The 26989-nt window shown below is 72.7% G+C and carries 22 protein-coding genes; 18 read left to right on the top strand and 4 right to left on the bottom strand.

Annotation, left to right across the window (positions count from 1 at the left end; all coding sequences use genetic code 11):
• The first annotated feature begins 29 nt into the window (after positions 1-29).
• Positions 30-962, top strand: coding sequence for a zinc-binding dehydrogenase (locus tag ACWGJ2_RS08045; protein WP_453345145.1), 933 nt, complete (start codon positions 30-32; stop codon positions 960-962).
• A gap of 91 nt (positions 963-1053) precedes the next feature.
• Here the strand turns inward: ACWGJ2_RS08045 and ACWGJ2_RS08040 are convergent, their stop codons facing one another.
• Positions 1054-1326, bottom strand: a complete 273-nt coding sequence (locus tag ACWGJ2_RS08040) for a GlsB/YeaQ/YmgE family stress response membrane protein (RefSeq protein WP_453345312.1) — start codon at positions 1324-1326, stop codon at positions 1054-1056.
• Between the two features lie 172 nt (positions 1327-1498).
• On the bottom strand, positions 1499-2308 hold the full coding sequence (locus ACWGJ2_RS08035) for an NAD-dependent epimerase/dehydratase family protein (RefSeq protein WP_453345144.1): 810 nt from the start codon (positions 2306-2308) through the stop codon (positions 1499-1501).
• 349 nt (positions 2309-2657) lie between these two features.
• Here ACWGJ2_RS08035 and ACWGJ2_RS08030 point away from each other — a divergent pair, with 349 nt between their 5' ends.
• The 14 genes from ACWGJ2_RS08030 to ACWGJ2_RS07965 all read left to right on the top strand — a co-directional run bounded on the left by ACWGJ2_RS08030 (position 2658) and on the right by ACWGJ2_RS07965 (position 19862).
• Positions 2658-3725 carry a 5-dehydro-4-deoxyglucarate dehydratase gene (locus ACWGJ2_RS08030; protein ID WP_453345143.1) on the top strand — a complete coding sequence of 356 codons (1068 nt, stop codon included), beginning with the start codon at positions 2658-2660 and terminating at the stop codon, positions 3723-3725.
• Positions 3725-4963, top strand: coding sequence for a hypothetical protein (locus ACWGJ2_RS08025; protein WP_453345142.1), 1239 nt, complete (start codon positions 3725-3727; stop codon positions 4961-4963). Before ACWGJ2_RS08030 ends, ACWGJ2_RS08025 begins: the two co-directional genes overlap by 1 nt.
• Before the next feature lie 310 nt (positions 4964-5273).
• On the top strand, positions 5274-6020 hold the full coding sequence (locus tag ACWGJ2_RS08020; RefSeq protein WP_453345141.1) for a GntR family transcriptional regulator: 747 nt from the start codon (positions 5274-5276) through the stop codon (positions 6018-6020).
• Entirely contained in the window at positions 6017-6961 is a 945-nt protein-coding gene (locus ACWGJ2_RS08015; RefSeq protein WP_453345140.1) for a dihydrodipicolinate synthase family protein, read from the top strand. Before ACWGJ2_RS08020 ends, ACWGJ2_RS08015 begins: the two co-directional genes overlap by 4 nt.
• Positions 6958-8694, top strand: coding sequence for an L-arabinonate dehydratase (gene araD / locus ACWGJ2_RS08010; RefSeq protein ID WP_453345139.1), 1737 nt, complete (start codon positions 6958-6960; stop codon positions 8692-8694). The genes ACWGJ2_RS08015 and araD overlap by 4 nt, the downstream gene beginning before the upstream one ends.
• A gap of 248 nt (positions 8695-8942) precedes the next feature.
• Complete coding sequence (locus ACWGJ2_RS08005; RefSeq protein WP_453345138.1) at positions 8943-9896, top strand: carbohydrate ABC transporter permease; 954 nt, start codon at positions 8943-8945, stop codon at positions 9894-9896.
• 41 nt (positions 9897-9937) lie between these two features.
• On the top strand, positions 9938-10804 hold the full coding sequence (locus tag ACWGJ2_RS08000) for a carbohydrate ABC transporter permease (protein WP_453345311.1): 867 nt from the start codon (positions 9938-9940) through the stop codon (positions 10802-10804).
• Positions 10804-12057, top strand: coding sequence for a Gfo/Idh/MocA family protein (locus ACWGJ2_RS07995; protein WP_453345137.1), 1254 nt, complete (start codon positions 10804-10806; stop codon positions 12055-12057). Before ACWGJ2_RS08000 ends, ACWGJ2_RS07995 begins: the two co-directional genes overlap by 1 nt.
• Positions 12054-13121, top strand: coding sequence for a DUF6807 domain-containing protein (locus ACWGJ2_RS07990; RefSeq protein WP_453345136.1), 1068 nt, complete (start codon positions 12054-12056; stop codon positions 13119-13121). Before ACWGJ2_RS07995 ends, ACWGJ2_RS07990 begins: the two co-directional genes overlap by 4 nt.
• Complete coding sequence (locus ACWGJ2_RS07985) at positions 13118-14806, top strand: family 43 glycosylhydrolase (RefSeq protein WP_453345135.1); 1689 nt, start codon at positions 13118-13120, stop codon at positions 14804-14806. The genes ACWGJ2_RS07990 and ACWGJ2_RS07985 overlap by 4 nt, the downstream gene beginning before the upstream one ends.
• Positions 14793-16133, top strand: a complete 1341-nt coding sequence (locus ACWGJ2_RS07980; RefSeq protein ID WP_453345134.1) for an ABC transporter substrate-binding protein — start codon at positions 14793-14795, stop codon at positions 16131-16133. Before ACWGJ2_RS07985 ends, ACWGJ2_RS07980 begins: the two co-directional genes overlap by 14 nt.
• A gap of 195 nt (positions 16134-16328) precedes the next feature.
• Complete coding sequence (locus tag ACWGJ2_RS07975) at positions 16329-17147, top strand: rhamnogalacturonan acetylesterase (protein ID WP_453345133.1); 819 nt, start codon at positions 16329-16331, stop codon at positions 17145-17147.
• A gap of 104 nt (positions 17148-17251) precedes the next feature.
• A complete protein-coding gene (locus ACWGJ2_RS07970) occupies positions 17252-18559 on the top strand; it encodes a pectate lyase family protein (protein ID WP_453345132.1) in 1308 nt (435 codons plus the stop codon).
• Between the two features lie 127 nt (positions 18560-18686).
• A complete protein-coding gene (locus ACWGJ2_RS07965) occupies positions 18687-19862 on the top strand; it encodes a serine hydrolase domain-containing protein (RefSeq protein ID WP_453345131.1) in 1176 nt (391 codons plus the stop codon).
• A gap of 86 nt (positions 19863-19948) precedes the next feature.
• Here ACWGJ2_RS07965 and ACWGJ2_RS07960 read toward each other — a convergent pair whose 3' ends face one another.
• Complete coding sequence (locus ACWGJ2_RS07960; protein WP_453345310.1) at positions 19949-21400, bottom strand: peptidoglycan D,D-transpeptidase FtsI family protein; 1452 nt, start codon at positions 21398-21400, stop codon at positions 19949-19951.
• A 234-nt stretch (positions 21401-21634) separates the two neighbouring features.
• Between ACWGJ2_RS07960 and ACWGJ2_RS07955 the strand changes: the two genes are divergently transcribed.
• Complete coding sequence (locus ACWGJ2_RS07955; protein ID WP_453345130.1) at positions 21635-21988, top strand: DUF4333 domain-containing protein; 354 nt, start codon at positions 21635-21637, stop codon at positions 21986-21988.
• A 141-nt stretch (positions 21989-22129) separates the two neighbouring features.
• Here ACWGJ2_RS07955 and ACWGJ2_RS07950 read toward each other — a convergent pair whose 3' ends face one another.
• Positions 22130-22900 (bottom strand): IclR family transcriptional regulator, encoded by a 771-nt coding sequence (locus ACWGJ2_RS07950; protein ID WP_453345129.1) that lies wholly within the window; start codon positions 22898-22900, stop codon positions 22130-22132.
• Between the two features lie 123 nt (positions 22901-23023).
• Here ACWGJ2_RS07950 and ACWGJ2_RS07945 point away from each other — a divergent pair, with 123 nt between their 5' ends.
• Positions 23024-24556, top strand: coding sequence for an aldehyde dehydrogenase (NADP(+)) (locus ACWGJ2_RS07945; RefSeq protein WP_453345128.1), 1533 nt, complete (start codon positions 23024-23026; stop codon positions 24554-24556).
• Between the two features lie 214 nt (positions 24557-24770).
• On the top strand, positions 24771-26579 hold the full coding sequence (locus tag ACWGJ2_RS07940; RefSeq protein ID WP_453345127.1) for a CocE/NonD family hydrolase: 1809 nt from the start codon (positions 24771-24773) through the stop codon (positions 26577-26579).
• Positions 26580-26989 lie beyond the last annotated feature (410 nt).

Below are 26989 nucleotides of genomic sequence, written 5' to 3'. Positions count from 1 at the left end.
ACTTCATGCTTCGTGAAAGAGGTCTTCCCGTGCGCGCACTCGTCGTCGACCACGCCTCGCCCGGACATCTGTCCCTGGCTGACGTCCCCGCACCGCGGCCCGCCGCCCACGAGGCGCTGGTGCGGGTCGAGGCGGTGTCGCTGAACTTCGGCGAGGTCCATGAGGCGGTCCGTCCGCAGACGCCGGGCGGCACCGTGCCCGGCTGGGACGCGGCGGGCGTGGTCGTCCAGGCGGCTGCCGACGGCTCGGGCCCGGCCGAGGGGGAGCGGGTCGTCACCCTCGGCGAGAGCGGCTGGGCCGAGCTGCGCGCCGTACCCGCGGCGCTGCTCGGCACCGCGCCGCAGGACGCCGACCCCGGCGCACTGAGCACTGTCCCCGTCGCCGGACTGAGCGCCCTGCACGTGCTGCGCCGGATGGGATCGCTGCTCGGCCGCCGCGTGATGGTCACCGGTGCCTCCGGCGGAGTCGGCCGCTACGCCGTCCAGTTGGCCGCCCGCTCGGGCGCGCACGTCGTCGCCATCAGCCGGAACCCCGCCCAGGCGGACGGACTGCGGGCCCTGGGCGCCGACGAGGTGCACCCGGAGCCTGCCGCCGTGCGGCAGCCCGTGTCCGCCGTTCTCGACAACGTCGGCGGACAGTACCTCGTCGACGCTTTCGCCGCCCTGTCGGCGGGCGGCGTCCTCTACAGCGTGGGCCGCTCCTCCGAGGCCGACGTGGTGCTGCCGCCGGATGCCCTGCTGGGCGACGGGGGGCGGCACGACCGGTCGATCCGCACCTTCTTCCTCCTCGGCGACCCCGCCGCCGACTTCTCCGCCGATCTGACCTGGCTGGCCGGAGAGACCGCCGCGGGCCGCCTCGATCCGGGCATCAGCTGGCGCGGCTCCTGGACCCGGCATGCCGAGGCGGTACAGGCCCTGCTCGGCCGCCGGCTGCACGGCAAGGCCGTCCTCGATCTCGCGTAGCCCGAGCACGTGCGTACTCGCGTAGCCCGAGCACGTGCGTAGCCCGGACAAGGGGCCGCGCGCACTGAGGAGCTGAGGAGCTGAGGGCGCGTCAGCGGTGGTGACGTTCGCGGGAGTGGCCGAACAGCAGCCGGTAGGCGACCAGCAGCACCAGCGAGCCCGCGACGGCCGCCACCCACAGGGCGGGGTCGACGAAGTTGTGGCTGACGGGGCGGTCCAGGAACGTCGCCGAGAGCCAGCCCCCGATGAACGCGCCCGCCACGCCTATCAGCGCGGTGCCGACGATGCCGCCGGGATCGCGCCCCGGGAGGATGACCTTCGCGACGGTGCCCGCGATCAGGCCGAGGATGAGCCAGCTGACGATGCCGGAACTGGCGAGGTCCGAGAGTGCGGAGCCGAGGTCCCCGTCCGTGTCGGCCCCGGATCCGGATTCGGCGAGGTAGGCGGCGGCGTGCGCGGAGTGCGCGGCGTACATGGTGGAGGGCCCTCCCCGTGGGTGATCGGTTGCCGCTCCATGATGCACGCCGCCTCGCGCGTCAGTGCGGCCAGATGGGCGGGTCCGTGACGAACGTGCCGCCCAGGTAGGCGTGTCCGGGCTGCGAGGGGTCCAGTTCGCCCTGTTCCGCGAGGAGTTCCGCGGCGTACGGCTCGGAGTCGTCCTGGGGCTCGTAGCCCAGCGCGCGGGCCGAGGAGAGGTCCCACCACAGGCGGGTGTTGGCGGACGAGCCGTAGACGACGGTGTGGCCGACGTCCGGCGCGGTGAGCGCGGCGTGGAAGAGGCGGGCGCCGTCGGCGGGGCTCATCCAGACCGAGAGCATGCGCACGGTCGTCGGCTCGGGGAAGCAGGAGCCGATGCGCACGGACACGGTCTCGATGCCGTGCTGGTCCCAGTAGAGCTGCGCCAGGTCCTCGCCGAAGCACTTGGAGAGCCCGTAGAAGGTGTCGGGGCGGCGCGGGGTGTCCACGGGGACGAGCGGTTCGCCCTCCTTGGGGTACGGGGTGAAGCCCACCGCGTGGTTCGAGGAGGCGAACACGACGCGCTTGACCCCCTCCTGGCGGGCCGCCTCGTAGAGGTGGTAAGCGCCCTCGATGTTGGCCCGCAGGATCTTCTCGAACGGGGCTTCCAGCGAGATGCCCGCGAGGTGGATGATCGCGTCCACGCCGCGCACCGCTTCCCTGAGCGCGGCGGCGTCGCCGAGGTCGACGGTGAGCGCTTCGGGCGCCCCCTCGACGGGGCGCATGTCCAGGAGCCGCAGTTCGTACCCGTACGGAGGCAGCAGATCCCGCATCAGGGTGCCGAGGCCACCCGCGGCGCCGGTCAGCAGGACGGTGCGGGGAACAGGCATCGGCGAGTCTCCAAACATGGACGCGATTCATATATGAGGACTTGGACACGCTAGGGAGCAGCCGGGGCCGAGTCAAGGCCCGCGCGCGGGCCGCGCGGGGCTCCGGGGGAGGGCTCTGGAGGGGGAGGTGGCGGGGCGTGTGCGAGGGGGTCAATTCCGGCCGTCTGAAGGCGGTTTCGTGCTTGACCGCCCCTGAGTGGCTGTCCTAGCGTGGCGGCGTTCAGAAATATAGACGCAAATCAGAAACGTGCACGTCCGGTCGGGCGGCAGCAGGTGCGGCGGACGCGGCGCGGTGAACAGCGCGGCACAGCGGCCCGGTTCCGCGCCGACCCTCATCAGGGAGTGCTGCATGACCTCACCTTCCTCATCACCCTCCTCGTCCCCGTCACCCTCCTCGTCCTCTCCGGGTTCTTCCGGGGGCGCGGGCCCGCGCGGGCGCGCGCCGCTCGCGGAGCGCCTGGACGGGCTGCTCTTCTTCCCCGTCACCGCCTACGGACCCGACGGCGCGCTCGACCTCGACGCCTTCCGCACCCACGTGCGGCGCGGCGTCGAGGCGGGCGCGGGTGCCGTCTTCGTCTGCTGCGGCACGGGCGAGTTCCACGCCCTCGCGCCGGGCGAGTTCCGCGACTGCGTCGCCGCCGCCGTCGAGGAGACGAGGGGTGAGGTGCCGGTCGTCGCGGGCGCCGGTTACGGCACGGCGCTGGCCGTGGAGTTCGCGCGCCTGGCCGAGGAGGCGGGCGCCGACGGGCTGCTCGCGATGCCTCCGTACCTCGTCGTGCCGGGCCAGGACGGGCTGCTGCGCCACTACACCGCGCTCGCAGGGGCGACCGGGCTCGACGTCATCGTCTACCAGCGCGACAACGCGGTCTTCACTCCCGAGACGGTCGTCGAACTGGCCAAGGTGCCCCGCGTCATCGGGCTCAAGGACGGCTACGGCGACCTCGCCCTGATGCAGCGCATCGTCAGCGCGGTCCGCACGGAGCTGCCTGGCCGGGACTTCCTCTACTTCAACGGGCTGCCGACGGCCGAGCTGACCGAACCCGCCTACCGCGCCCTCGGCATCACGCTCTACTCCTCCGCCGTCTTCTGCTTCCTGCCCGAGGTCGCCCTCGCCTTCCACCGCGCGCTGACGAACGGCGACGACGCGACCGTCGACGCGCTCCTCGACGGCTTCTTCCGCCCCCTCGTCGAACTGCGCGACCAGGGGCGCGGCTACGCCGTCTCGCTGGTCAAGGCGGGCGTGCGACTGCGCGGGCTCGACGTCGGAGAGGTACGCGCGCCGCTGGCCGAGCCGACGCCCGCGCATGTGAAGGAACTGGCCGAGCTGATCGAACGCGGCCTGGCGCTCGTCGGGGAGACAGGGCAGGCGCGGCCGGCCCAGTCGGCCCAGCCGGCCCGGGAGAGGGAGGGCGCGTGATGCGGGCCTCCGCCTTCGTCTACCCCTGGGACGTGGTGGGCGACCCGGAAGCGCCGGGCCGCCTCGCCGCCCTCGGCGTCCAGCAGGTCACCCTTGCCTCCGCCTACCACTCCACCCGCGCCCTCACCCCGCGCCACCCGCGCCACCGCATCGTCACGGCCCGGCACTCGGCGGTCCTCTACCCGCCGGACCCCGCACGCTGGGAGGGACGGCGGCTGCGCCCGTACGCGCAGGACTGGGCGGTGAGCGACCACGAGGGCGGGGCCTACGGAGAGGCCGCCGAGGCCCTGGCCGAGGCCGGGCTCGACGTCCACTCGTGGGTCGTGCTCGCGCACAACTCCCGTCTGGGCGCCGAGTTCCCCGAGGTCACCGTCCGCAACGCCTACGGCGACCGCTACCCATGGGCGCCCTGCGCTGCGCGGGCAGAGGTGCGCGAGTACGCCGTCACGCTCGCCGCCGAGGCGGCCGTCCCACCCGGTGGCCGCACACGGGGCACCGAGCTGGAGTCCTGCGGCTGGTACGGCTTCGCGCATCTGCACGCGCACGACAAGACCGCGGGGGTCGCGCTCGGCGGGGTCGGCCAGTATCTGATGTCGCTGTGCTTCTGCGACGAGTGCCGCGCCGGATACGCGGCGCTGGGCGCAGACCCCGATTCGCTGCGGGCCGCCGTCACGGGCGCGCTGGAGCCGCTGTGGGCCGGGCGCCAGGACCCCGCCGCCTCGGGTGCCGCGGGCCGCGAGGCCGAGCGGGCCGGGGCCGAGGCGGCGCTCGGCGCCGAGCCCGCGGCCGTCTTCGCGGCCTGGCGCGGCACGGTCGCCGCGCGCTTCCAGCGCGAGGCCGTCGCCGCCGTACGGGACCGTGCGGGCGAGGACTTCCGGGTGCTGCTGCACGCCGATCCCGCGCCGCACAGGGTCGGCGCCAACGCGGGCGTCGATCCCTCGGACGTGCTGGAGCACGCCGACGGGCTCGTGCTGCCCTGCGCGGGCGGCCAGGGCGAGGGTGCCGCCGCCGAACGCGCCGCCGTGCTGGACCCGTTCGCGCCGCACCGCCGTGAAGGCTCGACGCTCGCGGCCAACTTCACCTTCGTGAAGGGTATGGGCGGCTCGCCCGGCACCCTCGCCGACGACATCCGGCACGCCCGTGAGCACGGCGCGAACGAGGTCAGGCTCTACCACGCGGGGCTGGCCTCGGCGTCGGACCTGAGCGCGGCGGGCGCGGCACTCGCCGCTGTGGGCTGAGCGCGACGCAGCCGTCCGGGAGCCCGCTCGAAGGGCTCCCGGACGGCCGCGCAAGGGCTCCGGAGACAGGCTTTTAGTAAGGGCTTGCTGTGCCGTTGACCTGGCACTTTTCGCGAGTTTTGTCAGATGCGTTGACGAACGCTTGGGGCCGTCCTACTTTTCTGCGCACCGCACCTCGTACGCCATACGCGATACCTCGTACGCGATACGCCGTGCACCGTGCGTCATATATGAGACGCCGTATGCGAGATGCGTGAGAAGCCATATGCGAGATCCGCGAGAGTCACCCAGAGAGACCCTTGAGAGCCGCATGGAGACAGTCCAGCCACCGCAGCCCATCCCGTCCCGCACGCAGTTCGTGCTGGAGGCCGTGAAGCACGCCATCCTCACCGGGCAGCTGTCCTCGGGGCAGCCGCTCGTGGAGACGGAACTGGCGGCACGGTTCGGGGTGTCCAAGACCCCGGTCCGCGAGGCGCTGAAGACCCTCGCGGGCCGTGGGCTCGTCGTGATGAACGAGTACCGCGGCGTGACCGTGCGCACCGTGGACGCGGGCATGGCCCGTGCCGTCTACGACGTACGGCTCCTGCTGGAGCCCGAGGCGCTCCGCCGCGGCGTCATCGCGTCGCGCTCGGCGCTCGGCGGTGCCAGGGCGGCCCTGGAGCGGGCCGACCAGGCCGCCGACCGCGCCGAACGCTCCCTCGCCAACCGTGACTTCCACCGCGCCCTCTATCTGCCCTGCGGCAACCCGCTGCTGACGCGGATGCTCGACGAGCTGCGCGACCAGGCGGCGCTGGTCTCCACCGTCGCCTGGCGGGCTGTCCCGTCCTGGGAGCGGGAGGCGGCCGAGCACCGCGAGATCCTCGCCCGCGCGCTGGACGGCGACGCGGACGGCGCGGCGCGGCTGCTGTACGCGCACATCGAGGGCTTCGTGCGGCGCGCCTTCCCCGAGGCGGAGGCGGACGCGGCCCTTCCGGACGCGGCCCCCGCGGCCCCCGTGGACACGGCCCCGGCGACGGCGGCCCCCGCCGCCCCCACCCGAACGGAGAGACGTTCATGAGCGACCTCACCGCGGCGCGCGACGCGCTCGCCGGGATCGTGGCGATCCCGGTGACGCCCTTCGGGGCCGACGGCGCGCTCGACGCGGGCGCGTACCGCGCGCTCTTACGCCGCCTCCTGGACAGCGGCGTCCGGGCCGTCACCCCCAACGGCAACACCAGCGAGTTCTACTCCCTCACCCCGGAGGAGCGGCGCGCCGAGGCCGAGCTGACGGTCGCCGAGGCGGGCGGCGAGGCCGAGGTCATCGTCGGCGTCGGGCACGACGTGACCGCCGCCGTCGCGGCGGCCGAGCACGCACGCGACGCGGGCGCGGGCCTCGTCATGGTCCACCAGCCCGTGCACCCCTACGTCGCGCGCGACGGCTGGATCGCCTACCACCGCGCCATCGCCGAGGCCGTGCCGGGGCTCGGCGTCGTCCCGTACGTGCGCAACCCGCTGCTCGACGGCGCCGCGCTCGCCGAACTGGGCGAGGCGTGCCCGAACGTGATCGGGGTGAAGTACGCGGTGCCGGACGCCGCCCGCTTCGCCGCCGTCGCGCGCGACGCCGGGCTCGACCGCTTCGTCTGGGTGGCGGGCCTGGCCGAGCTGTACGCGCCCGCCTACTTCGCCTGCGGCGCGACCGGCTTCACATCGGGCCTGGTCAACGTCGCGCCCGGCGTCTCGGCCGAGATGCTGGACGCGCTGCGCGCCGGGGACTTCGCGGGGGCCATGAAGGTGTGGGAGCGCATCCGTTCCTTTGAAGCCCTGCGGGCGGCGCGGCAGTCGGCGTACAACGTCACCGTCGTCAAGGAGGCGCTGGCCCAGCTCGGCCTGTGCCGCCGCGACGTCCGCGCCCCCAGCGCTGAGCTGCCCCCCGCGGAGCGGGCCGAGGTGGCACGCATCGTGGAGGCGTGGGGCCTCGCCGGACCCGTCGGCCTCGACGGAACGGAGACCCCGTCATGACCGGGCCGGAAAACCCCCCTGACCCCCCTCTGCGCAGCGACCAGTGGTACCGCACCGACGGGCTGCGCTCCTTCAGCCACCGGGCCAGGACCCGGCAGCTCGGCTATCTGCCCGAGGAACACCTCGGCAAGCCCGTCATCGCGGTCCTCAACACCTGGTCCGACATCAACCCCTGCCACCAGCATCTGCGCGAGCGTGCCGAGGCCGTGAAGCGCGGGGTGTGGCAGGCGGGCGGCTTCCCCCTCGAATTCCCGGTCGCCACCCTCTCCGAGACCTTCCAGAAGCCCACCCCCATGCTCTACCGGAACCTCCTCGCCATGGAGACCGAGGAGCTGCTGCGCTCCTACCCGGTGGACGGCGCCGTGCTGATGGGCGGCTGCGACAAGACCACGCCCGCGCTGCTCATGGGCGCCGCCTCCGTCGACCTGCCCGCCGTCTTCGTCCCGGCGGGGCCCATGCTGCGCGGCCACTGGCGTGGCGAGACCCTCGGCTCCGGCACCGACATGTGGCGGTACTGGGACGACAAGCGCGCCGGGCTCATCGGCGAGCGTGAGCTGTCCGAGCTGGAGTGCGGCCTCGCGCGCTCGCCGGGCACCTGCATGACGATGGGCACCGCCTCCACGATGACCTCCGTCGCCGAGGCGCTCGGGGTGACCGTGCCGGGCGCCGCCTCGCTGCCCGCCGTCGACTCCGGGCACGCGCGGATGGCTGCGGCCTCCGGGATGCGCGCCGTCGGCCTCGTCCGCGAGGACGCGCGGCTCTCCCGCTTCCTGACCCGCGAGGCGTACGAGGACGCCATCGCCACGGTCTGCGCGCTGGGCGGCTCCACCAACGCCGTCATCCACCTCATCGCCATGGCGGGCCGCTCCGGGGTCACCCTCACCCTGGACGACTTCGACGCCGTCGCCCGGCGCGTCCCCGTGCTGGCCAACCTCCGGCCCGGCGGCGCCCACCTGATGGAGGACTTCCACTACGCGGGCGGCCTGCCGGGGCTGCTCGGGCGGCTCGGCGAGAAGTACCTCCACCTCGACCGCCCGACCGTCGCCCACGACACGCTCCGCGAACAGCTCGACGGGGCGCTGGTCCACGACGACGACGTGATACGCGGGCTGGACGACCCGCTCGCGCCCGAGGGCGGGATCGCGGTGCTGCGGGGCAACCTCGCGCCGGACGGCGCCGTGATCAAGCACATCGCCGCCGAGCCCCGGCTGCTGCGGCACACGGGTCCCGCCGTGGTCTTCGACGACTACCGCACCCTCCAGGCCACCATCAACGACCCGTCGCTCGGCATCACGGCGGACAGCGTGCTGGTGCTGCGCGGCTCGGGGCCGCTGGGCGGTCCCGGCATGCCGGAGTACGGGATGCTGCCGATTCCTGACCACCTCCTCAAAGAGGGGGTGCGGGACATGGTGCGGCTCTCGGACTCCCGGATGAGCGGCACCAGTTACGGCGCGTGCGTGCTGCACATCGCACCCGAGTCGCACGTCGGCGGGCCGCTCGCGCTCGTCCGCACCGGTGACCTGATCACGCTTGACGTCGCCGCCCGCCGACTGAGCCTCGACGTGGACGACGCCGAGCTGGCCCGCCGCCGCGCCGCGTGGACGCCGCGGCCCGAGCGCTACGGGCGCGGCTACGGCGCCCTCTACCAGGAGCACATCACGCAGGCCGACACCGGCTGCGACTTCGGCTTCCTCGCCAGGAAGGGCGAGGTGCCGGAGCCCTACGCGGGCTGAGCCGCCCGTACCACCGCGCGACCGCGACACGGAACGGCCGGGATACCGAACGAGGTTCGACGGTGATTCGACACCCCGATCACCGAGCCCCCGCACCACCCAGCACGGCCCAGCACCGCCTCGTACGGCCCCGCACGTCGCGCCACCCAGCACCGCCGCACCGCCGCACCGCACGACCCCGCACCGACAGAACTGACGCACCGACAGAACCTACGCACCGTCGCACCGACAGAACGGAGCACCGGCAAATGGCCCACGCCGTGCCGACCAAAGCGCCGCCCGGCGCGGCGCCGCGCCCTCCGCGCGCGGCCCGCCGCTCGCGCGTGACCGGAACGCGCGCCCTGCCGTACTGGCTGATCGCCCCGGCGGGGCTGCTGATGCTGGGCTTCATCGCGTACCCGATGCTCAGCGTCCTCTACTACAGCCTCCAGCACTACAACGTGGCCAAGCCCTGGAAGAACGGCTTCGCCGGGCTCGACAACTTCCGGGAGATCTTCACCGCCGACCCGCTCTTCTACGACACGCTCGTCTTCAGCGCCAAGTGGGTCTTCACCGAGGTCGGGCTCCAGTTGCTGCTGGGCCTGATGCTCGCGCTGATCGTCAACCAGACCTTCGCGGGCCGGGGCTTCGCGCGCGCCCTGGTGTTCTCGCCCTGGGCGGTCTCCGGCGTACTGACCACGACCATCTGGATCCTGCTCTACAACCCCTCCACGGGGCTGAGCCGTTACCTCGCCGACGCGGGCATCGGGGAGTACGGCACCTCCGTGCTCTCGGACACCGGAACCGTCTTCTGGGCCGCCGTGGTCGCCGACCTGTGGCGCGGGGTGCCCTTCTTCGCGATCCTCATCCTCGCCGACCTCCAGTCTGTCTCGAAGGACCTCTACGAGGCCGCCTCGGTGGACGGCGCCGGACGCCTGCGCCGTTTCGTGCACATCACGCTGCCGCATCTGCGCGACGCGATCGTCCTCTCGACGCTGCTGCGCGCGGTGTGGGAGTTCAACAACGTCGACCTCCTCTACACCCTCACCGGCGGCGGCCCCGCGGGGCAGACCACCACGCTGCCCCTCTACGTCGCCAACACCGGCATCCAGGGCCACGACTTCGGCTACGCGTCCGCGCTGACGACCGTCGCCTTCGTGATCCTGCTCTTCTGCTCGATCCTCTACCTGCGGCTCAGCAAGTTCGGGGGCGACGACAAGTGACCACCACGCTGACCGAGCGGAACGGCGGCGCCCCCGCCGAACTGCGCCCCCTCGCCGCCGGGAACGGCCGCGCACGCACGCGACGGCGGCGGCCCGTGACCGACGACATCCCGCGCTGGCAGCTCCTGCTGCCCCTCGGGCTGTATCTGCTGTTCACGCTCGTCCCGTTCTACTGGATGCTGCTGTTCGCGCTGCGCCCGGCGGGCTCGACCTCGCTGGTGCCGTGGCCGGTCACCACCGAGCACTTCGAGAAGGTGTGGAACGAGCGCAGCTTCGGGATCTTCTTCCAGAACAGCGTGCTCGTCGGCCTCGCCTCGATGCTGATGACGCTCGTCGTCTCGCTCGCCGGTGGCTATGCCCTCGCCCGCTTCCGCTTCCGGCTCAAGACGCCGTTCATGCTGGCGCTGCTGTGCTCGCAGTTCATTCCGGGCGCGCTGATGCTGGTGCCGCTCTTCGAGATCTTCAAGAACCTCCAGATGATCAACTCCCTGGGAAGCGTCATCATCGCGGAGGCCGTCTTCCAGCTTCCGCTGTCCATGATCCTGCTGAGCGGGTTCGTCAAGAACGTGCCGCCCTCCCTCGAAGAGGCGGCGTGGGTGGACGGCTGCGGTCGCTTCCGCGCGTTCTGCGCCGTGGTGCTGCCGCTGCTGCGGCCCGGGATCATCGCCGTCGGCTCGTTCGCCTTCGTGCACAGCTGGAACCACTTCCTCTTCGCGCTGATGTTCCTCAGCTCGCAGGAGAAGCAGACGATCCCGGTGGGCCTCAACACCCTGCTCGGCGCCGACAGCGTGGACCTCGGCGCGCTCGCGGCGGGCGGGGTGATCGCGGCGGTGCCCGTCGTCATCATCTTCGGCTTCATCCAGAAGTGGCTGGTCACAGGGTTCAGCGCGGGGGCGGTGAAGGGCTGATGACCGAGCGGACGACCGAGCGGACGACAAGAGCCGCGACACGGCCGACGGAACCCCTCAGCGTCGTGCTGGCCGGGGCACGGGGGCACGGCCGCTGGCACCTGCGCAATCTGCGGCGCCTCGCCGACGAGGGCGTGATCCGCCTCGCGGGCATCTGCGACGTACGGCCGCTGCCGGAGGAGGAGCTGGCGGAGTACGGCTTCGACGCCCCGGCGGACCCCGACGGCACGGAAGCGGGCGGCACGCGCCTGGAGCAGTCCGCCGACTTCGGCGCGCTCCTCGACCGTACGGGTGCGGACCTCGCCGTCCTGTGCACCCCCATCCAGACGCACACGGCCCTCGCGCTCGCCGCCGCGCGGCGCGGGGTGCACCAGCTCCTGGAGAAGCCACCGGCCTCCTCCTGGTCCGGCTATCTGCGCATCGCCGAGGCGGTGCGCGACTCCGGCACCTCCTGCCAGGTCGGCTTCCAGTCCTTCGGCTCGCACGCCGTGCCCGCCATCCGCACCCTGCTCGACGAGGGCGCCATCGGCGCGGTGCGCGGCATCGGCGCGGCGGGCGCCTGGGTGCGCGACGACGCGTACTGGCGGCGGGCGCCCTGGGCCGGGCACCGCGTCCTCGACGGCGAGGAGGTCATGGACGGGGTGCTCACCAATCCCCTCGCGCACGCCGTCGCCACGGCGCTGCGCCTCGCGGGCGCCGACCACGCCGAGGACGTCGCGGGCATCGAACTGGAGCTGTACCGCGCCAACCCCATCGAGGCGGACGACACCTCATGCGTCCGCCTGCGCACCACGGCGGGCGGCGAGATCACCGCCGCCGTCACCCTGTGCGCTGAGGAGAACCACGAGCCGTACGTCGTCGTGCACGGCGAGAAGGGCCGCATCACGCTCTGGTACAAGCAGGACCGGGTGCTGCTGGAGCGGGACGGGCACGAGCCGGAGACCACCGAACACCCCCGCACCGACCTGCTCGAAGACCTCGCGGCGCACGTACGCGACCGTGCCGCGGGCCGCACGCCCAGGCCCCTGCTCGCCCCGCTGGAACGCGCGGGCGCCTTCATGCGGCTCGTGGAGGCCGTCCGCACCGCACCGGAGCCGCTCCCCCTGCCCGGCTCCGCCTGGGAGCCCGCGCCGGGACGGCGCGTCGTCACCGGCATCGACGGCCTCACCGCCGACAGCGCCGCCGGGCTCTCGCTCTACTCCGAACTACGCGCCCCCTGGGCCGTACCCCCGCTGGAGGTGACCGCGCCATGAACGCGTCACACCGCACGCCCCGCGCATCCACTGCCACCACTGCCACCACTACCGCCACCACTGCCCCCGCAAGCCCGACCGCACCGGGCCTGCTCCGTACCCCCCGCATCTCGCGCACAGGCGCGGCCCGCGAGGTGAACCGGACCACGACCGTGCTGCGCTGCGACGGGCGGCCCGTCGCCGGGTACGTGTACCGGCCCCGGCTGCCCGCGGGGCACGCGCCCCGCCCCTACCTCCACCCCGTCCGCACCCTCGGCGGCGTCACCGTCACCGAACTGCGCCCCGAGGACCACCGGCACCACCTCGGCGCGGGACTCGCGGTCGCGGACGTGGCGGGGTTCGACTTCTGGGGCGGACGCACCTATGTGCGCGGCCGGGGACCCACCGAACTGGACAACCACGGGACCCAGCGCCACCAGGGCTGGATGCTCTGCTACCCGGACGGCTTCCTGGAGGAGCTGGACTGGGTCGCCGGGGGACGGCTGCTGCTCACCGAGCGGCGCACCGTCGCCGTGCAGCGGCTGTCCGACGACCGCTGGGCGCTCGACTTCACCACCGCGCTCACCAACGCGACCGGCGAGGAGCTGTCCCTCGGCAGCCCAGCAACCAACGGCCGCGCGGGCGCCGGGTACGGCGGCTTCTTCTGGCGCGCGCCCCTGGGCGACAGGGCGCCCTCCGTCTTCACCCCCGACGCCGAGGGCGAGGCGGCGGCGCACGGCCGCACCGCCGACTGGCTCGCACTCAGCGGCGCCGACTGGACCCTCGTCTTCGCGGGCGCCACCGAGGAGACGCGCGCCGACCCCTGGTTCGTGCGCGCCGCCGACTACCCCGGCGTCGGCTCCTCGCTCGCCTGGGACCGGCCGCTGGCCCTGCCGCCGGGGGAGACCGTCACCCGGCGCGTCGTCACGGCCGTCGCCGACGGGCGGCTCAGCCGCGCGGAGGCGGCGCGCACGGCGGCCCAGCTCACGGACGCGCCGTCCGACGCGCCGTCCGGCAGGCCGTCCGACGCGCCCGCCGCGTCCACCGGGGCAGCGCGGCGCACCGGCAAGGGGGCCGCCCGATGAACGGCACCCCCGCATGGCGGGCCGACCGGGGCGACGGCACCTACCGCAACCCCGTGCTGCACGCCGACTGGTCCGACCCCGACGCCATCCGCGTCGGCGACGACTACTACCTGACCGCCTCCAGCTTCAGCCGCGTCCCCGGGCTGCCGGTCCTGCACTCCCGCGATCTCGTCAACTGGCGGCTCGCGGGCCACGCGCTCGAACGGCTCGTGCCCGCCGACGCTTTCACCGTGCCGCGCCACGACCGAGGCGTATGGGCGCCCTCGCTGCGCCACCACGCGGGCCGCTTCTGGATCTTCTGGGGCGACCCCGACCACGGCGTCTTCCAGGTCAACGCGGCGGACCCGCGCGGCCCGTGGAGCGAGCCGCTGCTGCTCAAGGAGGGCAAGGGCCTCATCGACCCCTGCCCCCTGTGGGACGAGGACGGGCACGCCTACCTCGTACACGCCTGGGCCAAGTCACGCTCAGGCGTCAAGAACCGCCTCACCGGGCACCGCATGGCACCCGACGGCACCCGGCTCCTGGACGAGGGCCGCATCGTCGTGGACGGCGACCTCCTGCCGGGCTGGTTCACGCTGGAGGGGCCCAAGCTGTACCGCCAGGGCGGCTGGTTCTGGATCTTCGCGCCCGCCGGCAGTGTGGAGACCGGCTGGCAGGGCGCGTTCCGCTCGCGGGAGTTCGAGGGCCCCTACGAGGAACGCGTCGTCCTGCAACAGGGCGACACTGCCGTCAACGGGCCGCACCAGGGCGCCTGGGTGGACACCCCCGAGGGCGAGCACTACTTCCTCCACTTCCAGCAGCGTGGTGCCTACGGGCGCGTCGTCCACCTTCAGCCGATGCGCTGGGGCGAGGACGGCTGGCCGGTCATCGGCGACGGCGGCGTCCCCGTCGCCGCGCACCGCAAGCCGTACGGCGCGCCCGCGCGGCCACCGGAGGCGCCGGTCACCGACGACGACTTCCCCGGCGGCCGGTTCGGGCGCCAGTGGTCGTGGCTCGCCAACCCCGGGCCCGGCTGGACCGTCCCGCACGACGGCGACGGGCTGCGGCTCGCCTGCGTCCGTACGGACAGGGCCCACGACCTGCGCACCCTGCCCAGCGTGCTGACGCAGCGGCTGCCCGCCGAGCGCTTCACGGCGGAGGTGGAGCTGTCCCTCACGGGGGACGGTTCCGGGGACGGCGGCGCGGCGGAGGGCGCGAAGGCCGGTCTTGCCGTGCTCGGCGACGACTTCAGCTGGATCGGCCTGGAGCGCGGTCACGGGGAAGCGGAGCCCGGGGTGCGGCTCGTGCACCGGTTCGCCGAGTCCGTCGCCGAGTACGAGCGGGACGCGGCACCGCCGCGCCCCGCGCCGCTGGGCCGGGCGTTGCTGCGGATCGAGGTACGGGAGGGCGCCCGCTGCCGCTTCTCCGCCGACACCTTCGACGGCGCCGGCATGCGGCCCTCGGGCCAGGTCTTCGCCGCGACGCCGTGGCGCTGGGTCGGCGCACTGCTCGGCCTCTTCGCCACCGCTCCGGCCACCCCGGCGTCCGTGCCGTCGTCCACGCCCACGTCAGCGGCCACGTCGACAGCCACGCCCGTGACCGCCGCCTTCACCGCTTTCCGGGTGACGGGCCCGGACCCGGTGCACCCCGCACATCCCGCAACGACCCACACCACCGACAGGAGTCCGACCGATGAACAGAGCTGAGAGCCGCGGCAGAAGGCGTGCCGGTGCGGCACTGGCCATGGCGGGGGCGCTGGCCCTGACCGTCACCGCGTGCGGCGACGACGGGAGCGTGTCCGGCAGCGAGGGAGACGGCAAAGGCAAGATCGTCTTCTGGGACAACAACGGGGGCGAGCGCACCGAGGTCTGGAAGGAGATCATCGCGGCGTTCGAGAAGAAGAACCCCGACATCGACGTCGAGTACGTGGGCATCCCCATCAACGACGTCCAGTCGAAGTACGACACCGCCATCCAGGGCGGCGGCGACAGCCTCCCCGACGTCGGCATGGTCGGTACCGCGTACCTGGCGAACATGGTCGCGCAGAACGCGCTCGAACCGCTCACCGAGCGCGTCGACGACAGCCCGCTGGGAGGGAAGCTCGTCACCGGTATGCGCGACAGCGTCTCCGCCGCCGCTGGCGACGGCAAGAAGCTCTACACGGTCCCCACCTCCGCCAACCAGGGCACCCTGTGGTGGCGCACCGACCTCTTCGAGAAGGCCGGACTCGACTCGCCGGTCACGAGCTGGGACGCCTTCTACAAGGCCGCCGACGAGCTGACCGACAAGGACTCCAACAAGTTCGGCTTCACCATCCGGGGCGGCGAGGGCTCCGTCGCGCAGGCCCTGGACATGATGTACGCGCAGTCCGGCGTCGACTCCTTCTGGCGCGGCGAGAAGACCACCGTCAACGATCCGGAGAACGTCAAGGCGCTGGAGAAGTACGTCGGCCTCTACAAGAAGGCGACGCCCTCGGCCGACCTCAACAACGACTTCGTGAAGATGGTCTCGCAGTTCGACAGCGGCGAGATCGGCATGCTCCAGCACAACCTGGGCTCCTACCAGGACCACGTGAAGGCGTACGGCGAGGACAGCATCGACGGTGCCCCGCTGCCGCCCAGCGAGGAGGGGCAGCCGCGCACGATCGTGTCCAACCCGGTGGACGGCATGGGCATCTTCAAGAAGAGCGACAACAAGGCCGCCGCCTGGAAGTTCATCGAGTTCGCCACCTCGCGCGAGATGAACAGCAAGTGGAACGAGTCCGCGGGCGCGATCCCCGCGCGCTCGGACGCGGGCGACGACGCCTGGATCCAGAAGGCCCCGCCGACGAAGGCCGCGCTGGAGTCCCTGGACGACCCGAAGACGAAGGTCGTGCAGCTCCCGTACTACCTGCCCGACTGGAACAACATCAGCAAGGCGGACACGGAGCCGAACTTCCAGAAGGTGCTGCTCGGGAAGATGACGGCGAAGGAGTTCGCCGACGACCTCGCGAAGCGGCTGAACGAGGCGCAGGCCGAATACGAGTCGCGCTGACGCGCGCTCCCGCGCGAAACGGCGCGCCACCACGCCCCGTGACGCCCCGGTCCGGGCCCCCGGGCCCGGAACCGGGCCCGGTCCGCGGCGGGCGGTGGCGGGCGGTGGCGTTCTCGCGGCGAGGAGCCGCCGTGGCCGGGGGATGTCCGAGGAGAAGCGGGGAGTGGAGGAGTGGGGATGGGGATGGGGATGGGGATGGGGAGAGGGATTTCACGAAGACGGGCTGTGCTCGCCGCCGGGACGCTCCCGGTCGCGTACGGCACCGTCAGCACACAGACCGCGCACGCGGCGCCGCGCCGGACCGTCGTGTACATCGCGGGGGACTCGACGGCGGACACCAAGCTGCCGCGGTACGCGCCCGAGGCGGGCTGGGGCATGGCGCTGCCCGTGTTCCTCGGGGGCGGCGTCACCGTCGCCAACCACGCCATGAGCGGGCGCAGTTCGAAGAGCTTCTACGACGAGGAGCGGCTCGCGCCGATCCTGGAGGCGATCCGTCCCGGTGACCTGCTGCTCGTGCAGTTCGGGCACAACGACGAGAAGACCGGGGACCCGGCGCGCGGCACCGACCCGTACACCACCTACCAGGGCTATCTGCGCCACTACCTCAAAGGCGCCCGCGACGCCGGGGCGCGGCCCGTGCTGGTGACGTCCGTCGAGCGGCGCCGGTTCTCTGGCGGGAGGGCGCAGCCCACGCACGGGGAGTACCCGGCCGCGATGCGGGCGCTCGCAGCCGAGGAGCGGGTGCCGCTGCTGGACGTGCAGGCGGCCAGCCTGCGGGAGTGGGACAGGCTGGGGGAGGAGGGGACGCTGGGCGTCTTCCTCCACCTGCCGCCCGGCGTGTTCCCCAACTACCCGGACGGCGTCGCCGACAACACCCACTTCCAGCCGCACGGGGCCATCGAGGTGGCCCGGATGGTCGCGCGCGGGCTGCGCGACGAGCGGCTGCTGCGGGGCGTACGGCGCCTCGGCGAGGACATTCCGGACGACGTGATCACCTGGTCGGAGGCGAAGTGAGCATGCGGGCAACGGAACACGCGGGGGCACGGAGACGGGCACGGGCACGGGCAGGGGCGCGGGGACGGAGACCGGGGTACGGGTGGGCCGGGGCGGTCGCGGTCGTGTGCGCCCTCCTCGCGCCCGGCAGCCTGGCGCACGCCGACACGCACACCGGCACGTCAGCGGCCCGGGGCGGCGGCGGCCCCGGTGGCCCCGGTGGCCCCGGCGATGTCGTGCTGCCCGAGGGCGACGGCTGGGCCTCCCTGGAGGGCGGCACGACGGGCGGCGCCGGGGCCGACAAGGCGCACACCCACACCGTGCGCACCCGGGCCCAGCTCGCCGCCGCGCTGGAGAAGGCGGGCGACGAGCCGACGGTCATCAAGGTCAAGGGCACCATCGACGGCAACACCGACGACCGTGGCAGGCCGCTGAGCTGCGAGGACTACGCGACCGACGGCTACACCCTGGAGAAGTACCTCGCCGCCTACGACCCGGAGACCTGGGGCGACAAGGACCCCGAGGGGCCGATGGAGGACGCGCGTCTCGCGTCGTCGGCCCGGCAGAAGGAGCGGGTGGCGCTGCGGGTGCCCTCGAACACGACCCTCGTCGGCGTGGGCGGCAAGGCCCGGCTGCTCGGGGTCAGTCTCCAGATCGCGGACTCCGAGAACGTCATCGTGCGCGGCCTGCGCTTCGAGGACGCCTTCGACTGCTTCCCGCAGTGGGACCCGGACGACAACACGACCGGCGCGTGGAACTCCGAGTACGACAACCTCGTGGTCACCGGCTCACGCCACGTCTGGGTGGACCACAACAGCTTCACCGACGGCCGCCGCCCCGACTCGGCGCAGCCCCACCACTTCGGCGCCCTCTTCCAGCAGCACGACGGCCTGCTGGACATCGTGCGCGGTGCCGACCTGGTGACCGTCTCCTGGAACGAACTGTACGACCACGACAAGTCCGTCCTCATCGGCAACAGCGATGGCGCGGGCGCCACCGACCGGGGCAGGCTGCGGGCCACCTTCCACCACAACCTCTTCCGCGACCTCAACGAACGTGTCCCGCGCGTGCGCTTCGGCAAGGTCGACGTCTACAACAACCACTACAAGGAGAGCGGCCTGGCCCCCTACGGCTACAGCTGGGGCCTGGGCTTCGAGTCGGCGCTCGTCGGGGAGCACAACGCCTTCACGCTCCCGGACACCATCGCGCCGTACCGCGTCATCCACCCCTGGGTGAAGGGGGCCGCGATGACGGAGTCGGGCAACTACGTCAACGGCGAACCCTTCGACGTCCTGCGCTACTACAACACGCAGAACCCCGTCGCACTCGTCGGCGACGACGCGGGCTGGACCCCGAGCCTGCGCCCGCACGTCGACGACCCGGCCGATGTGCCCCGCCTTGTCGCGCGCGGCGCGGGGGCGGGCAAGGGCTGACCCCTCGGGGCGCCCCTCGGGGCGCCCTTACGGGGCGGCGGAGGAATATCCGTGCCCCCTACACGGCTGGAACGCGTACGGCCGGGCCCCGGCCGTACGCGTCGGCCCACGACCCCGAGGAGCGCCCATGAGCGGCCAGTTGCCCGTCGTCCACGGCACCGTGGCACCCGGCTACGAGCCGGTGGCCCAGGAGTTCGCGGCCGTGGCCGCCGCCGAACCCGGACACGGCGCGCAGCTCGCCGCCTACGAGCACGGCGAGCGCGTGGTCGACCTGTGGACGGGCCAGGACCTGGAGGCCGACTCCCTCCTCGGCGTCTACTCCTCCACCAAGGGCGCGGCCCACCTCGTACTGGCGCTGCTGGTGCGCGAGGGCACCGTCGAGCTGGACAGGGAAGTCGCCCACTACTGGCCGGAGTTCGCCGCGCACGGCAAGGACGCCATCACCGTGCGCACGCTCCTCGCGCACCGCGCCGGGCTCGTCGGCGACGCGGAGGGCCTGGACCCGGACCAGCTCGCCGACGACCGCCTCATGGCGGCCCGAACAGCCGGGCAGCGCCCCTTCTGGCGTCCAGGGAGCGCCTTCGGCTACCACGCCCTCAACATCGGCGCGCTCACCGGCGAACTGGTGCTGCGCACCACGGGCAAGACGATGCAGGAGTTCTACGAGGCACGGGTGCGCGCCCCTTACGGGCTGGACTTCTGGATGGGCCTGCCCGAGGAGCAGGAGCACCGGGTGCTGGACATCCACCCCATGTACCCGACGCCCGAACAGCAGGCCCAACTGGACGCCGCAGCGTCCGGGCCCGACAGCCTGGGCGGCATCGCCTTCAACCGGCACCACCCGCGCAACCCGCCGATCGACGCGCTGGTCAACTCGCGCCTGGTGCGCGCGGCGGGCCCCGCCTCCTACGGCGGCGTCGCCTCGGCGCGCGGCCTGGCCCGCTTCTACGCCGCCGTCATCGGCGAGGTGGACGGGGCGGAACCTCTGCTGGACTCCGGCACGCTCGCCGAGTTCGGGCAGCTCCACTCGACGGGCACGGACCTGGTCTCGCGCCAGTACAAGGAGTTCGCGCTCGGCTTCCAGTCCTACGGAGCATCCATACCGGCCCTGGGCCAGGGCAGCATCGGGCACAGCGGCGCCGCCGGGTCCCTGGGCCTGGCCGACCCCCGCGCCGGCCTCGCCCTCGGCTACACCCGGCGCCGCTACGGCTTCCCCGGCGGCATGGGCCCCGACGCGGCGCGGCTGGCCCGCGCGGTACGGCTGAGCAGGGACGCGCGGGTGCGGGAGGGTGTCACGGACTGAGCCGCGCCGCACGGGCCGGTGCGGGGACGGCGGGTGACGGGTGACGGGTGGCTGGAAACGAGGTCACAGGCCACCCGCCCTCCCCGTCAGCCGAGGGCCGCGCTCATCAGCTTCTTGGCGATGGGCGCCGCCAGCCCGTTGCCGCTGACCTCGGCGCGTGCCGCGTCCGAGTCCTCGACCACGACGGCCACCGCGACCTGCTTGCCCGCGCTGTTCTTCGCGTAGGACGTGAACCAGGCGTACGGCGTGCCGCTGTTGTCCACGCCGTGCTGGGCCGTACCGGTCTTGCCGCCCACCGTCATGCCGGGGATCTTGGCGTTGGTGCCGGTGCCCTCGTTGACGACGGTGCCCATCGCGGACCGGAGCTGGGCCGCGGTGTCCTCGCTCATGACCTCCTCGGCGTCCCCGTCCTCGTAGCTCTGGAGCGTCGAGCCGCCGGCGTCCTGCACCTTGGAGACCATGTGCGGGTCGACCAGCTTGCCGTTGTGCGCGATGGCCTGGGAGACCATGGCCATCTGGAGCGGCGTCGCGGTCACCTCGTACTGGCCGATGCCGGACAGACCCGTCTGCGCGGAGTCCATCTTCTCCGGGTACAGGCTCGTGTACGCGCGCACCGGCACGTCCTGCTTCTCGTTGTTGAAGCCGAACTTCTCCGCCTGCTCCCGCACCTTTCCGGCGCCCAGATCGGTGGCCATCTTCGCGAAGACGGTGTTGCAGGAGTAGCGCAGCGCGGTGCGGATGGAGGCGTTCTCGCAGGGCGCCGAGGCGCTCTCGTTGTCCAGGGGCGTGGAGCTGCCCTTGAGCGTGTACGGGTCGGGGCTGTCGGTGCGCTCGTCCACGGAGGAGTACAGCCCGTTCTCCAGCGCCGCCGCCGCGACGACCAGCTTGAACGTCGAACCGGGCGGCACCGGCTGGCGCAGCGCCCGGTTGAGCATGGGCTTCTCCTCGTCGGCGCTCAGCTTGTTCCAGTTGGCGGTGTCGCTCTCGTCGCTGCCGCTGATCTTCGACGGGTCGTACGAGGGGGTGCTGACCAGGCCCAGGATCTCGCCGTTGTCCGGGTCGATGGCCACGGCGGCGCCCTTCTTGTCACCGAGCGCGGAGTAACCGGCCTTCTGCACCTTTGGGTCGATCGTCGTGATCACGTTGCCCGGCTTGGTGTGCTCGCCCGTGACGAGGTCCAGCGGGTTCTTGAGCCGGTCGTCCTTGCCGTCGAGCACGTCCGTGTAGATCCCCTCGAGCTGGGTCGAGCCCCTGACCTGCGAGCTGTACCCGGTGACGGCGGAGTACAGGGACCCGTCGGTGTAGGTCCGCTTGTACTTGAGGTCTCCGCTGTTCACCTCCGACGACCCTGTCACGGGCTTTCCGCCCACGATGATGTCGCCGAACGGGTGCCCGTACTGCTCGATGGCGTTCCGCCGGTTCTTGTCGTCCTCCGCGAGCGCCTGGCCCTCGACGACCTGCACCCACGTCACGCGTCCGAGGAGCGCGAGCACGAGGGCCAGGATCACGACGGAGGCGCGCCTTACTGTCCTGTTCATCCCGCGGAAGAACGCCTGAAGCGGTAGTCGCAGTTCCGCACGCTGCCGGTTCTCATCGAACATTCATCTCAGGGCGGGGCGAGACGGGACGGTCCGGGCCGCCCTCACGATCTTGCTGCCCGCAACCCGGAACCTGATCGTCCGGACCGGGCGTCTCCCACTGTGTTCCACGCGCCTCCGGGAGCTCACGGGGGCCGGGAGTGACCGGCCGTAACAGGATTCGAGGAGCACCGAATGAAGCGCAAGAACATCGTCATCATCGTCGTCGCCGTGGTCGCCGTCCTGGGCATAGGCGGGACCGTCGCCTGGAACTCGATGCCCGACGGGGCCACCGCCACCGCCAGCGGGCCTGGCCACACGGTGCCGCGTGCCGACCTGGAGGAAGCGGGCAAGGAGTTCGGCCGCCCCGGCTCCGGCGACACGCCGGACAAGGTGAGCTGCCCGGGCGGGCTGAAGGCGAAGGTGGAGGAGAAGGTGGACTGCACCGCCACCTTCGGGGACGAGAGCAAGCCGATGGAGATCTCCGTGGGCAGTGTGGAGGGCGACGAGGTGTCGCTCAACTTCGGCGTGCTGGAGAAGAAGGCGTGACGTACTGAACGTACTCACGGACTGACGACCGGCGCGCATACGCGGGCGGTGTGGTGCGGCGGCCTCCCCGGCCGCCGGGGGCGGCCACACCGCCGCGCCGTCTCCGGGGCGCCCAGCGGGGTCCCGAGGTTCTTGAGGTTCCTACAAGCGCCGGGTGGCCAGTGTGAGCCGGTCCCGCGCGTCGAAGAGCGCGTCCTTGATCATCTGCTCGTGCGCAGGGGTCAGCCGGGCCACCGGCACCGAGCAGCTGATGGCGTCCCGCGCGGGCGTCCGGTAGGGGATCGCGATCCCGAAGCACCGCAGCCCGAGCGTGTTCTCCTCGCGGTCCACCGCGTACCCCTGCTCGCGGACCGCGTGCAGTTCCTCGATCAGCTTCTCGCGGTCCGTGATCGTGTGCTCGGTCAGCGACGGCAGCGTCTCGGGCAGCATCTTGCGGACCTGCTCGTCGTCGTACGTGGCCAGCAGCGCCTTGCCCAGCGAGGTCGAGTGCGCGGGCAGCCGCCGCCCCACCCGGGTGAACGGGCGCAGATAGTGCTGCGACTGACGGGTGGCGAGATAGACGACGTTCGTGCCGTCGAGCCGCGCCATGTGGATGGTCTCGGTCGTGTCGTCCGAGAGCCGGTCCAGGGTGGGGCGGGCCGCGGCGACGACCTCGTCCCCGTCGATGTAGGACGTGCCCACGAGCAGGGCGCGCACGCCGATGCCGTACCGCGTCCCCGTGGAGTCCGTCTCCACCCAGCCGAGGTCCACGAGCGTGCGCAGCAGCATGTAGAGGCTGGACTTCGGATAGCCCACGGCCTCCTGCACCGCCGCGAGGGAGTGCATGCCGGGACGCCCCGCGAAGAACTCCAGCAGCTCCACCGTCCGCACCGCGGACTTGACCTGCGAACCGCCCGTCTCGCCAGCTGACATCGACCTTGACCCCTCTGTTGCGGCACTCATAGAGTCCCTGCCAGTGATTCACTCACAGAGACGGCGTTCAGCATATCGAACGCGAGGGCTGTGAAGACAACCACCTGGCAGGAGGAACTCGCGGTGGCAGCAACACCAGTGTGGAGCGTTGACCCCCGGACCGGAAAGCAGCGGGAGCAGGTCGGGACCGAGGCGAGCGCGGCCGACGTCGATGCCGCCGTGCGCGCCGCGCACGCCACCCGCGGGGCGCTCGCCGACCGCGACCGGAGGATCGCCTTCCTCCGTGGCGCCGCCGACGAACTGGAGGCGGTCCGCGACGAACTGGTGCGCACGGCCGACGCCGAGACCGCGCTCGGCGAGGCCCGCCTGACCGGCGAGGTCGGCCGCGCGGCCGGCCAGTTCCGCGCCTTCGCCGACGAGGTGGCCGACGGCGCCTACCTCGGCGTCATCATCGACCACGCCGCGCCCGACGCGACCCCGCCGCGCCCCGACCTTCGGCGCTACCGCGTCCCGCTCGGCGTCGTCGCCGTCTACGCCGCCTCCAACTTCCCGCTGGCCTTCTCGGTGCCGGGCGGCGACACCGCCAGCGCCCTCGCCGCGGGCTGCCCCGTCGTCGTCAAGGCACACCCGGGACACCCGGCCACCTCCTCGCTGACGGGCCAGGCGCTGCGCCGCGCGGCAGCCGGGGCCGGGCTGCCCGAGGACGTCGTCTCCGTCGTGCACGGCTTCGAGGCGGGCGTCGAACTCGTCAAGCACCCGCTCGTCTCGGGCGCGGGCTTCACCGGGTCCGTGCGCGGCGGTCGCGCCCTGTACGACGCGGCGGCGGCGCGCCCCACGCCCATCCCCTTCCACGGCGAACTCGGCTCCCTCAACCCCGTCGTCGTCACCGAGGCGGCGGCCGAGGAGCGGGCCGAGCAGCTCGGCGCCGGGCTCGCCGGGTCGATGACCATGGGCGTGGGCCAGTTCTGCACCAAGCCGGGCCTCGTCCTCGCGCCGGAGGGCGCGGCGGGCGACCGGTTCCTCAGGACCCTCACGGAGAAGGTGTCCGAGGCCCCCGGCGGCCCGCTGCTGACGGAGGGCATGCGCGAGGCGTTCCTCGCCGGGGTCGCGGAGCGCGCCGGACTCGACGGCGTCGAGGCGCCGGTGGCCGCGGGTCCGGGCGAGGGCAACGCCGTGGGCGCGGGCTTCCTCACCGTCGCCGCGGAGAAGCTGGCCGCAGCGGGCCCGCACGAACTGCTGCTGGAGGAGTGCTTCGGCCCCGTCACCGTCGTCGCCCGCTACCGCGACGAGGACGAGATCACCGCCGTGCTCTCCCGCCTCCCCGGCAACCTCACCGCCACGCTCCAGCTCAGCACGGCCGAGACGGAGGGCGCCTCAGGGTCCGGGGCCAGGCTGGTCGAGGAGGTCACCCCGCTCGCGGGGCGGGTGCTCGTGGGCGGCTGGCCCACCGGCGTCGCCGTCGTACCGGCCCAGCAGCACGGCGGCCCCTACCCGGCGACGACCTCCACCTCGACGTCCGTCGGCGCCACCGCGATCGAGCGCTGGCTGCGGCCCGTCGCCTACCAGGACGCGCCCGCCGCGCTGCTCCCGGCCGAGCTGCGCGAGGACAACCCGCTCGGCCTGCCCCGCCGCGTGGACGGCACCCGCGAGGGCTGACCCCTCCCGTCTCCGGCCTTGCGCTGACGCGACACCACGGCCCGGTCGTCGGACGGTTCCCCTCACGGGGGCGTCCGGCGGCCGGGCCGCGACGTGCGTCGCCCCCTCCCCAACTTTCCCTCCCCGCACGTCTATTGACAGGTATTCGACAGACGAACGACATTACCTGACAGGGCATGACCGACCATTCAGTCGGACCCAACGGGGAGGCGTCATGGCACGACGACCGGGGAAGCTCCTGCTCACCGCCGCGAGCGCGGCACTGGGCGCGCCGCTCCTGGCGGCCGTACCCGCACACGCGACAGCCCCCGCACCCGAACCCGCCACGGCCGACGTGCCCGCCTACGCCGTCACCCCGCTGAAGTTCACCGTCGAGGTGGGCGGCGACGGGCCCGGCGGCACGGGAGAGGGCGCCCACCGGTGCGTCGTGGACGCCGACCTCTACCGCCCGGCCGGCGCCGACGCGGACCACCGCGTGCCCGCCGTGCTCACCACCAACGGCTTCGGCGGCAGCAAGAACGACGCGGGAACGGCCGGGGTCGCCAAGTCCTTCGCCGAGCGCGGCTACGCCGTGCTCTCCTACTCGGGGCTCGGCTTCGGCAAGTCGGGCTGCCGCATCACCCTGGACGACCCGAAGACGGACGGCGAGGCCGCCTCCGAACTCGTCGGCTTCCTGGGCGGCGAGCGCGCCGCCGACGACGGCACCCGCGCCGACTTCATCACCAGCGACGGCGAACACGACCCCCGCGTCGGCATGATCGGCGGCTCCTACGGGGGCGCCGTACAACTCGCCACGGCGTCGGTCGACGAGCGGGTGGACGCGCTGGTCCCGATGATCACCTGGAACGACCTGACGTACTCGCTGGTCCCCAACAACACCGACCAGACGCACGGCGTCACCTCCGGCATCCCCGGCGCGTACAAGACCCAGTGGACGAACGGCTTCTACCTCCTCGGCCAGATCCAGGGCCTCAAGGAACTGGGCACCGACCCCGACCGGGTGAGCGTCGGCTGTATCAACTTCCCCGAGGAGATGTGCCGGACCAAGCGGATGCTCGACTCCGGGCGCTTCCCGGCAGGCGAGACCCAGGAGTCGATGGACCGCATCAGGGCCGCGTCCCCGGTCTCCTATCTGAAGCGGGTCAAGGCCCCGACCCTGTTGATCCAGGGCCAGAAGGACACCCTCTTCAACCTCAACGAGGCGGTCGCCACCTACGAGACCCTGCGCGACCAGGGCACCCCCACCCGCATGATCTGGCAGCAGTCAGGGCACAGCGGCACCGGCGACGACGGGCTGGACGGCTCGTACACGGACAAGCGGATCGCCGCCTGGTTCGACCACTATCTGCGCGACGACGCCGACGCGGACACGGGGCCCGCGTTCGCGTACTACCGCGACTGGGCCGAGGGCGAGGACGCGTACGCCACCTCGGACACCTTCCCCGTCGGCGAGAAAAGGCGGTTCTACCTCTCCGGCGACGGGACGCTCGTCGGCTCGCGCGACGAGGTGCGGCGCGGCAGCCGCGAGTACCGCAACTGGCTGCTGGCGCCCAGCAGCTACTCCGAGTCCTCGCTGCTGGCCGCCGCGGGCCTCGACCTCCTGGCACCCTCCGACGCCAAGGGCACGCACCTCGCGTACACGTCGGCGCCGCTGACGGGGCCCGTCGAGGTCGTCGGCGCCCCGAAGGCCAGGCTGAAGGTGGTCTCCCCGAAGGCCGAGGGGACGCAGGGCGACCAGGACGTGACGGGGAACCTGGTGCTGTTCGCGAAGGTGTACGACGTGGCGCCTGACGGCAGCAGGACACTCGTCAACCGGCTCGTCGCCCCGGCCCGCGTCAAGGATGCGACGCGGCCCTTCACGGTCACGCTTCCGGCGATCGCCCACCGGTATGAGGCGGGGCACCGGCTGGAGTTCGTCGTCGCCGCGGGCGACGCGGCGTACTACGGCAACCGTGGCATCAAGCCCGTCACCCTCACCAGCACCCCCTCCGACACGGGCACGCTTGACCTGCCGGTCGTTTGAAACGGGGGGTTGGCCCTTCGCCGGGTTGCGCCGCTTCACGGGGTGCGAGGTTGACCGCCACACGGGGTGCACGGTTCTTGTGGGGGTGCGCCTTGGCTGGTGCCTCTTGGGGTTCGTTCGCGTGCTGGGGTCCGGTGGCACGGGTTGTGCCCACCCGTCCCGCCTTGCGGGACGATTGCCCACAACATTTGCGGTGCTGTCGCCCTGCGGTACGGGTCCGGGTGCGGGTTGGTGGCTGCGGCGCGGCGTGTGGACCGGTACGTCGCGGCTGGCGCCGCGTGGTTCTTGGTTGCGACCGTGGTCGTGTGGGGTTGGTGTGTGGTGGGGGTCGGTGCCGTGGTGGGGTGTCTCCTCGGGCGGCGACAAGTGCGGGTTTCGTTGCTTGCTTTCTCCCGGCACTCGTCGCCACC

The organism is Streptomyces sp. NPDC054796 (assembly GCF_053611545.1).
Note: the sequence above shows the minus strand (reverse complement) of the source record. Positions and strands in the feature narration are given on the sequence as shown.

Excerpts from the sequence above, each read along its gene's own strand:
- ACWGJ2_RS08005 (WP_453345138.1), top strand. The coding sequence starts at position 8,943 with ATGGCCCACGCCGTGCCGACCAAAGCGCCGCCCGGCGCGGCGCCGCGC.
- ACWGJ2_RS07985 (WP_453345135.1), top strand. The coding sequence starts at position 13,118 with ATGAACGGCACCCCCGCATGGCGGGCCGACCGGGGCGACGGCACCTAC.
- ACWGJ2_RS07975 (WP_453345133.1), top strand. The coding sequence starts at position 16,329 with ATGGGGAGAGGGATTTCACGAAGACGGGCTGTGCTCGCCGCCGGGACG.
- ACWGJ2_RS07940 (WP_453345127.1), top strand. The coding sequence starts at position 24,771 with ATGGCACGACGACCGGGGAAGCTCCTGCTCACCGCCGCGAGCGCGGCA.
- ACWGJ2_RS08025 (WP_453345142.1), top strand. The coding sequence starts at position 3,725 with ATGCGGGCCTCCGCCTTCGTCTACCCCTGGGACGTGGTGGGCGACCCG.
- ACWGJ2_RS07965 (WP_453345131.1), top strand. The coding sequence starts at position 18,687 with ATGAGCGGCCAGTTGCCCGTCGTCCACGGCACCGTGGCACCCGGCTAC.
- ACWGJ2_RS07960 (WP_453345310.1), bottom strand. The coding sequence starts at position 21,400 with ATGAACAGGACAGTAAGGCGCGCCTCCGTCGTGATCCTGGCCCTCGTG.
- ACWGJ2_RS08015 (WP_453345140.1), top strand. The coding sequence starts at position 6,017 with ATGAGCGACCTCACCGCGGCGCGCGACGCGCTCGCCGGGATCGTGGCG.
- ACWGJ2_RS07955 (WP_453345130.1), top strand. The coding sequence starts at position 21,635 with ATGAAGCGCAAGAACATCGTCATCATCGTCGTCGCCGTGGTCGCCGTC.
- ACWGJ2_RS07950 (WP_453345129.1), bottom strand. The coding sequence starts at position 22,900 with ATGTCAGCTGGCGAGACGGGCGGTTCGCAGGTCAAGTCCGCGGTGCGG.
- araD (WP_453345139.1), top strand. The coding sequence starts at position 6,958 with ATGACCGGGCCGGAAAACCCCCCTGACCCCCCTCTGCGCAGCGACCAG.
- ACWGJ2_RS07980 (WP_453345134.1), top strand. The coding sequence starts at position 14,793 with ATGAACAGAGCTGAGAGCCGCGGCAGAAGGCGTGCCGGTGCGGCACTG.
- ACWGJ2_RS07995 (WP_453345137.1), top strand. The coding sequence starts at position 10,804 with ATGACCGAGCGGACGACCGAGCGGACGACAAGAGCCGCGACACGGCCG.
- ACWGJ2_RS08035 (WP_453345144.1), bottom strand. The coding sequence starts at position 2,308 with ATGCCTGTTCCCCGCACCGTCCTGCTGACCGGCGCCGCGGGTGGCCTC.
- ACWGJ2_RS08020 (WP_453345141.1), top strand. The coding sequence starts at position 5,274 with ATGGAGACAGTCCAGCCACCGCAGCCCATCCCGTCCCGCACGCAGTTC.
- ACWGJ2_RS08030 (WP_453345143.1), top strand. The coding sequence starts at position 2,658 with ATGACCTCACCTTCCTCATCACCCTCCTCGTCCCCGTCACCCTCCTCG.
- ACWGJ2_RS07990 (WP_453345136.1), top strand. The coding sequence starts at position 12,054 with ATGAACGCGTCACACCGCACGCCCCGCGCATCCACTGCCACCACTGCC.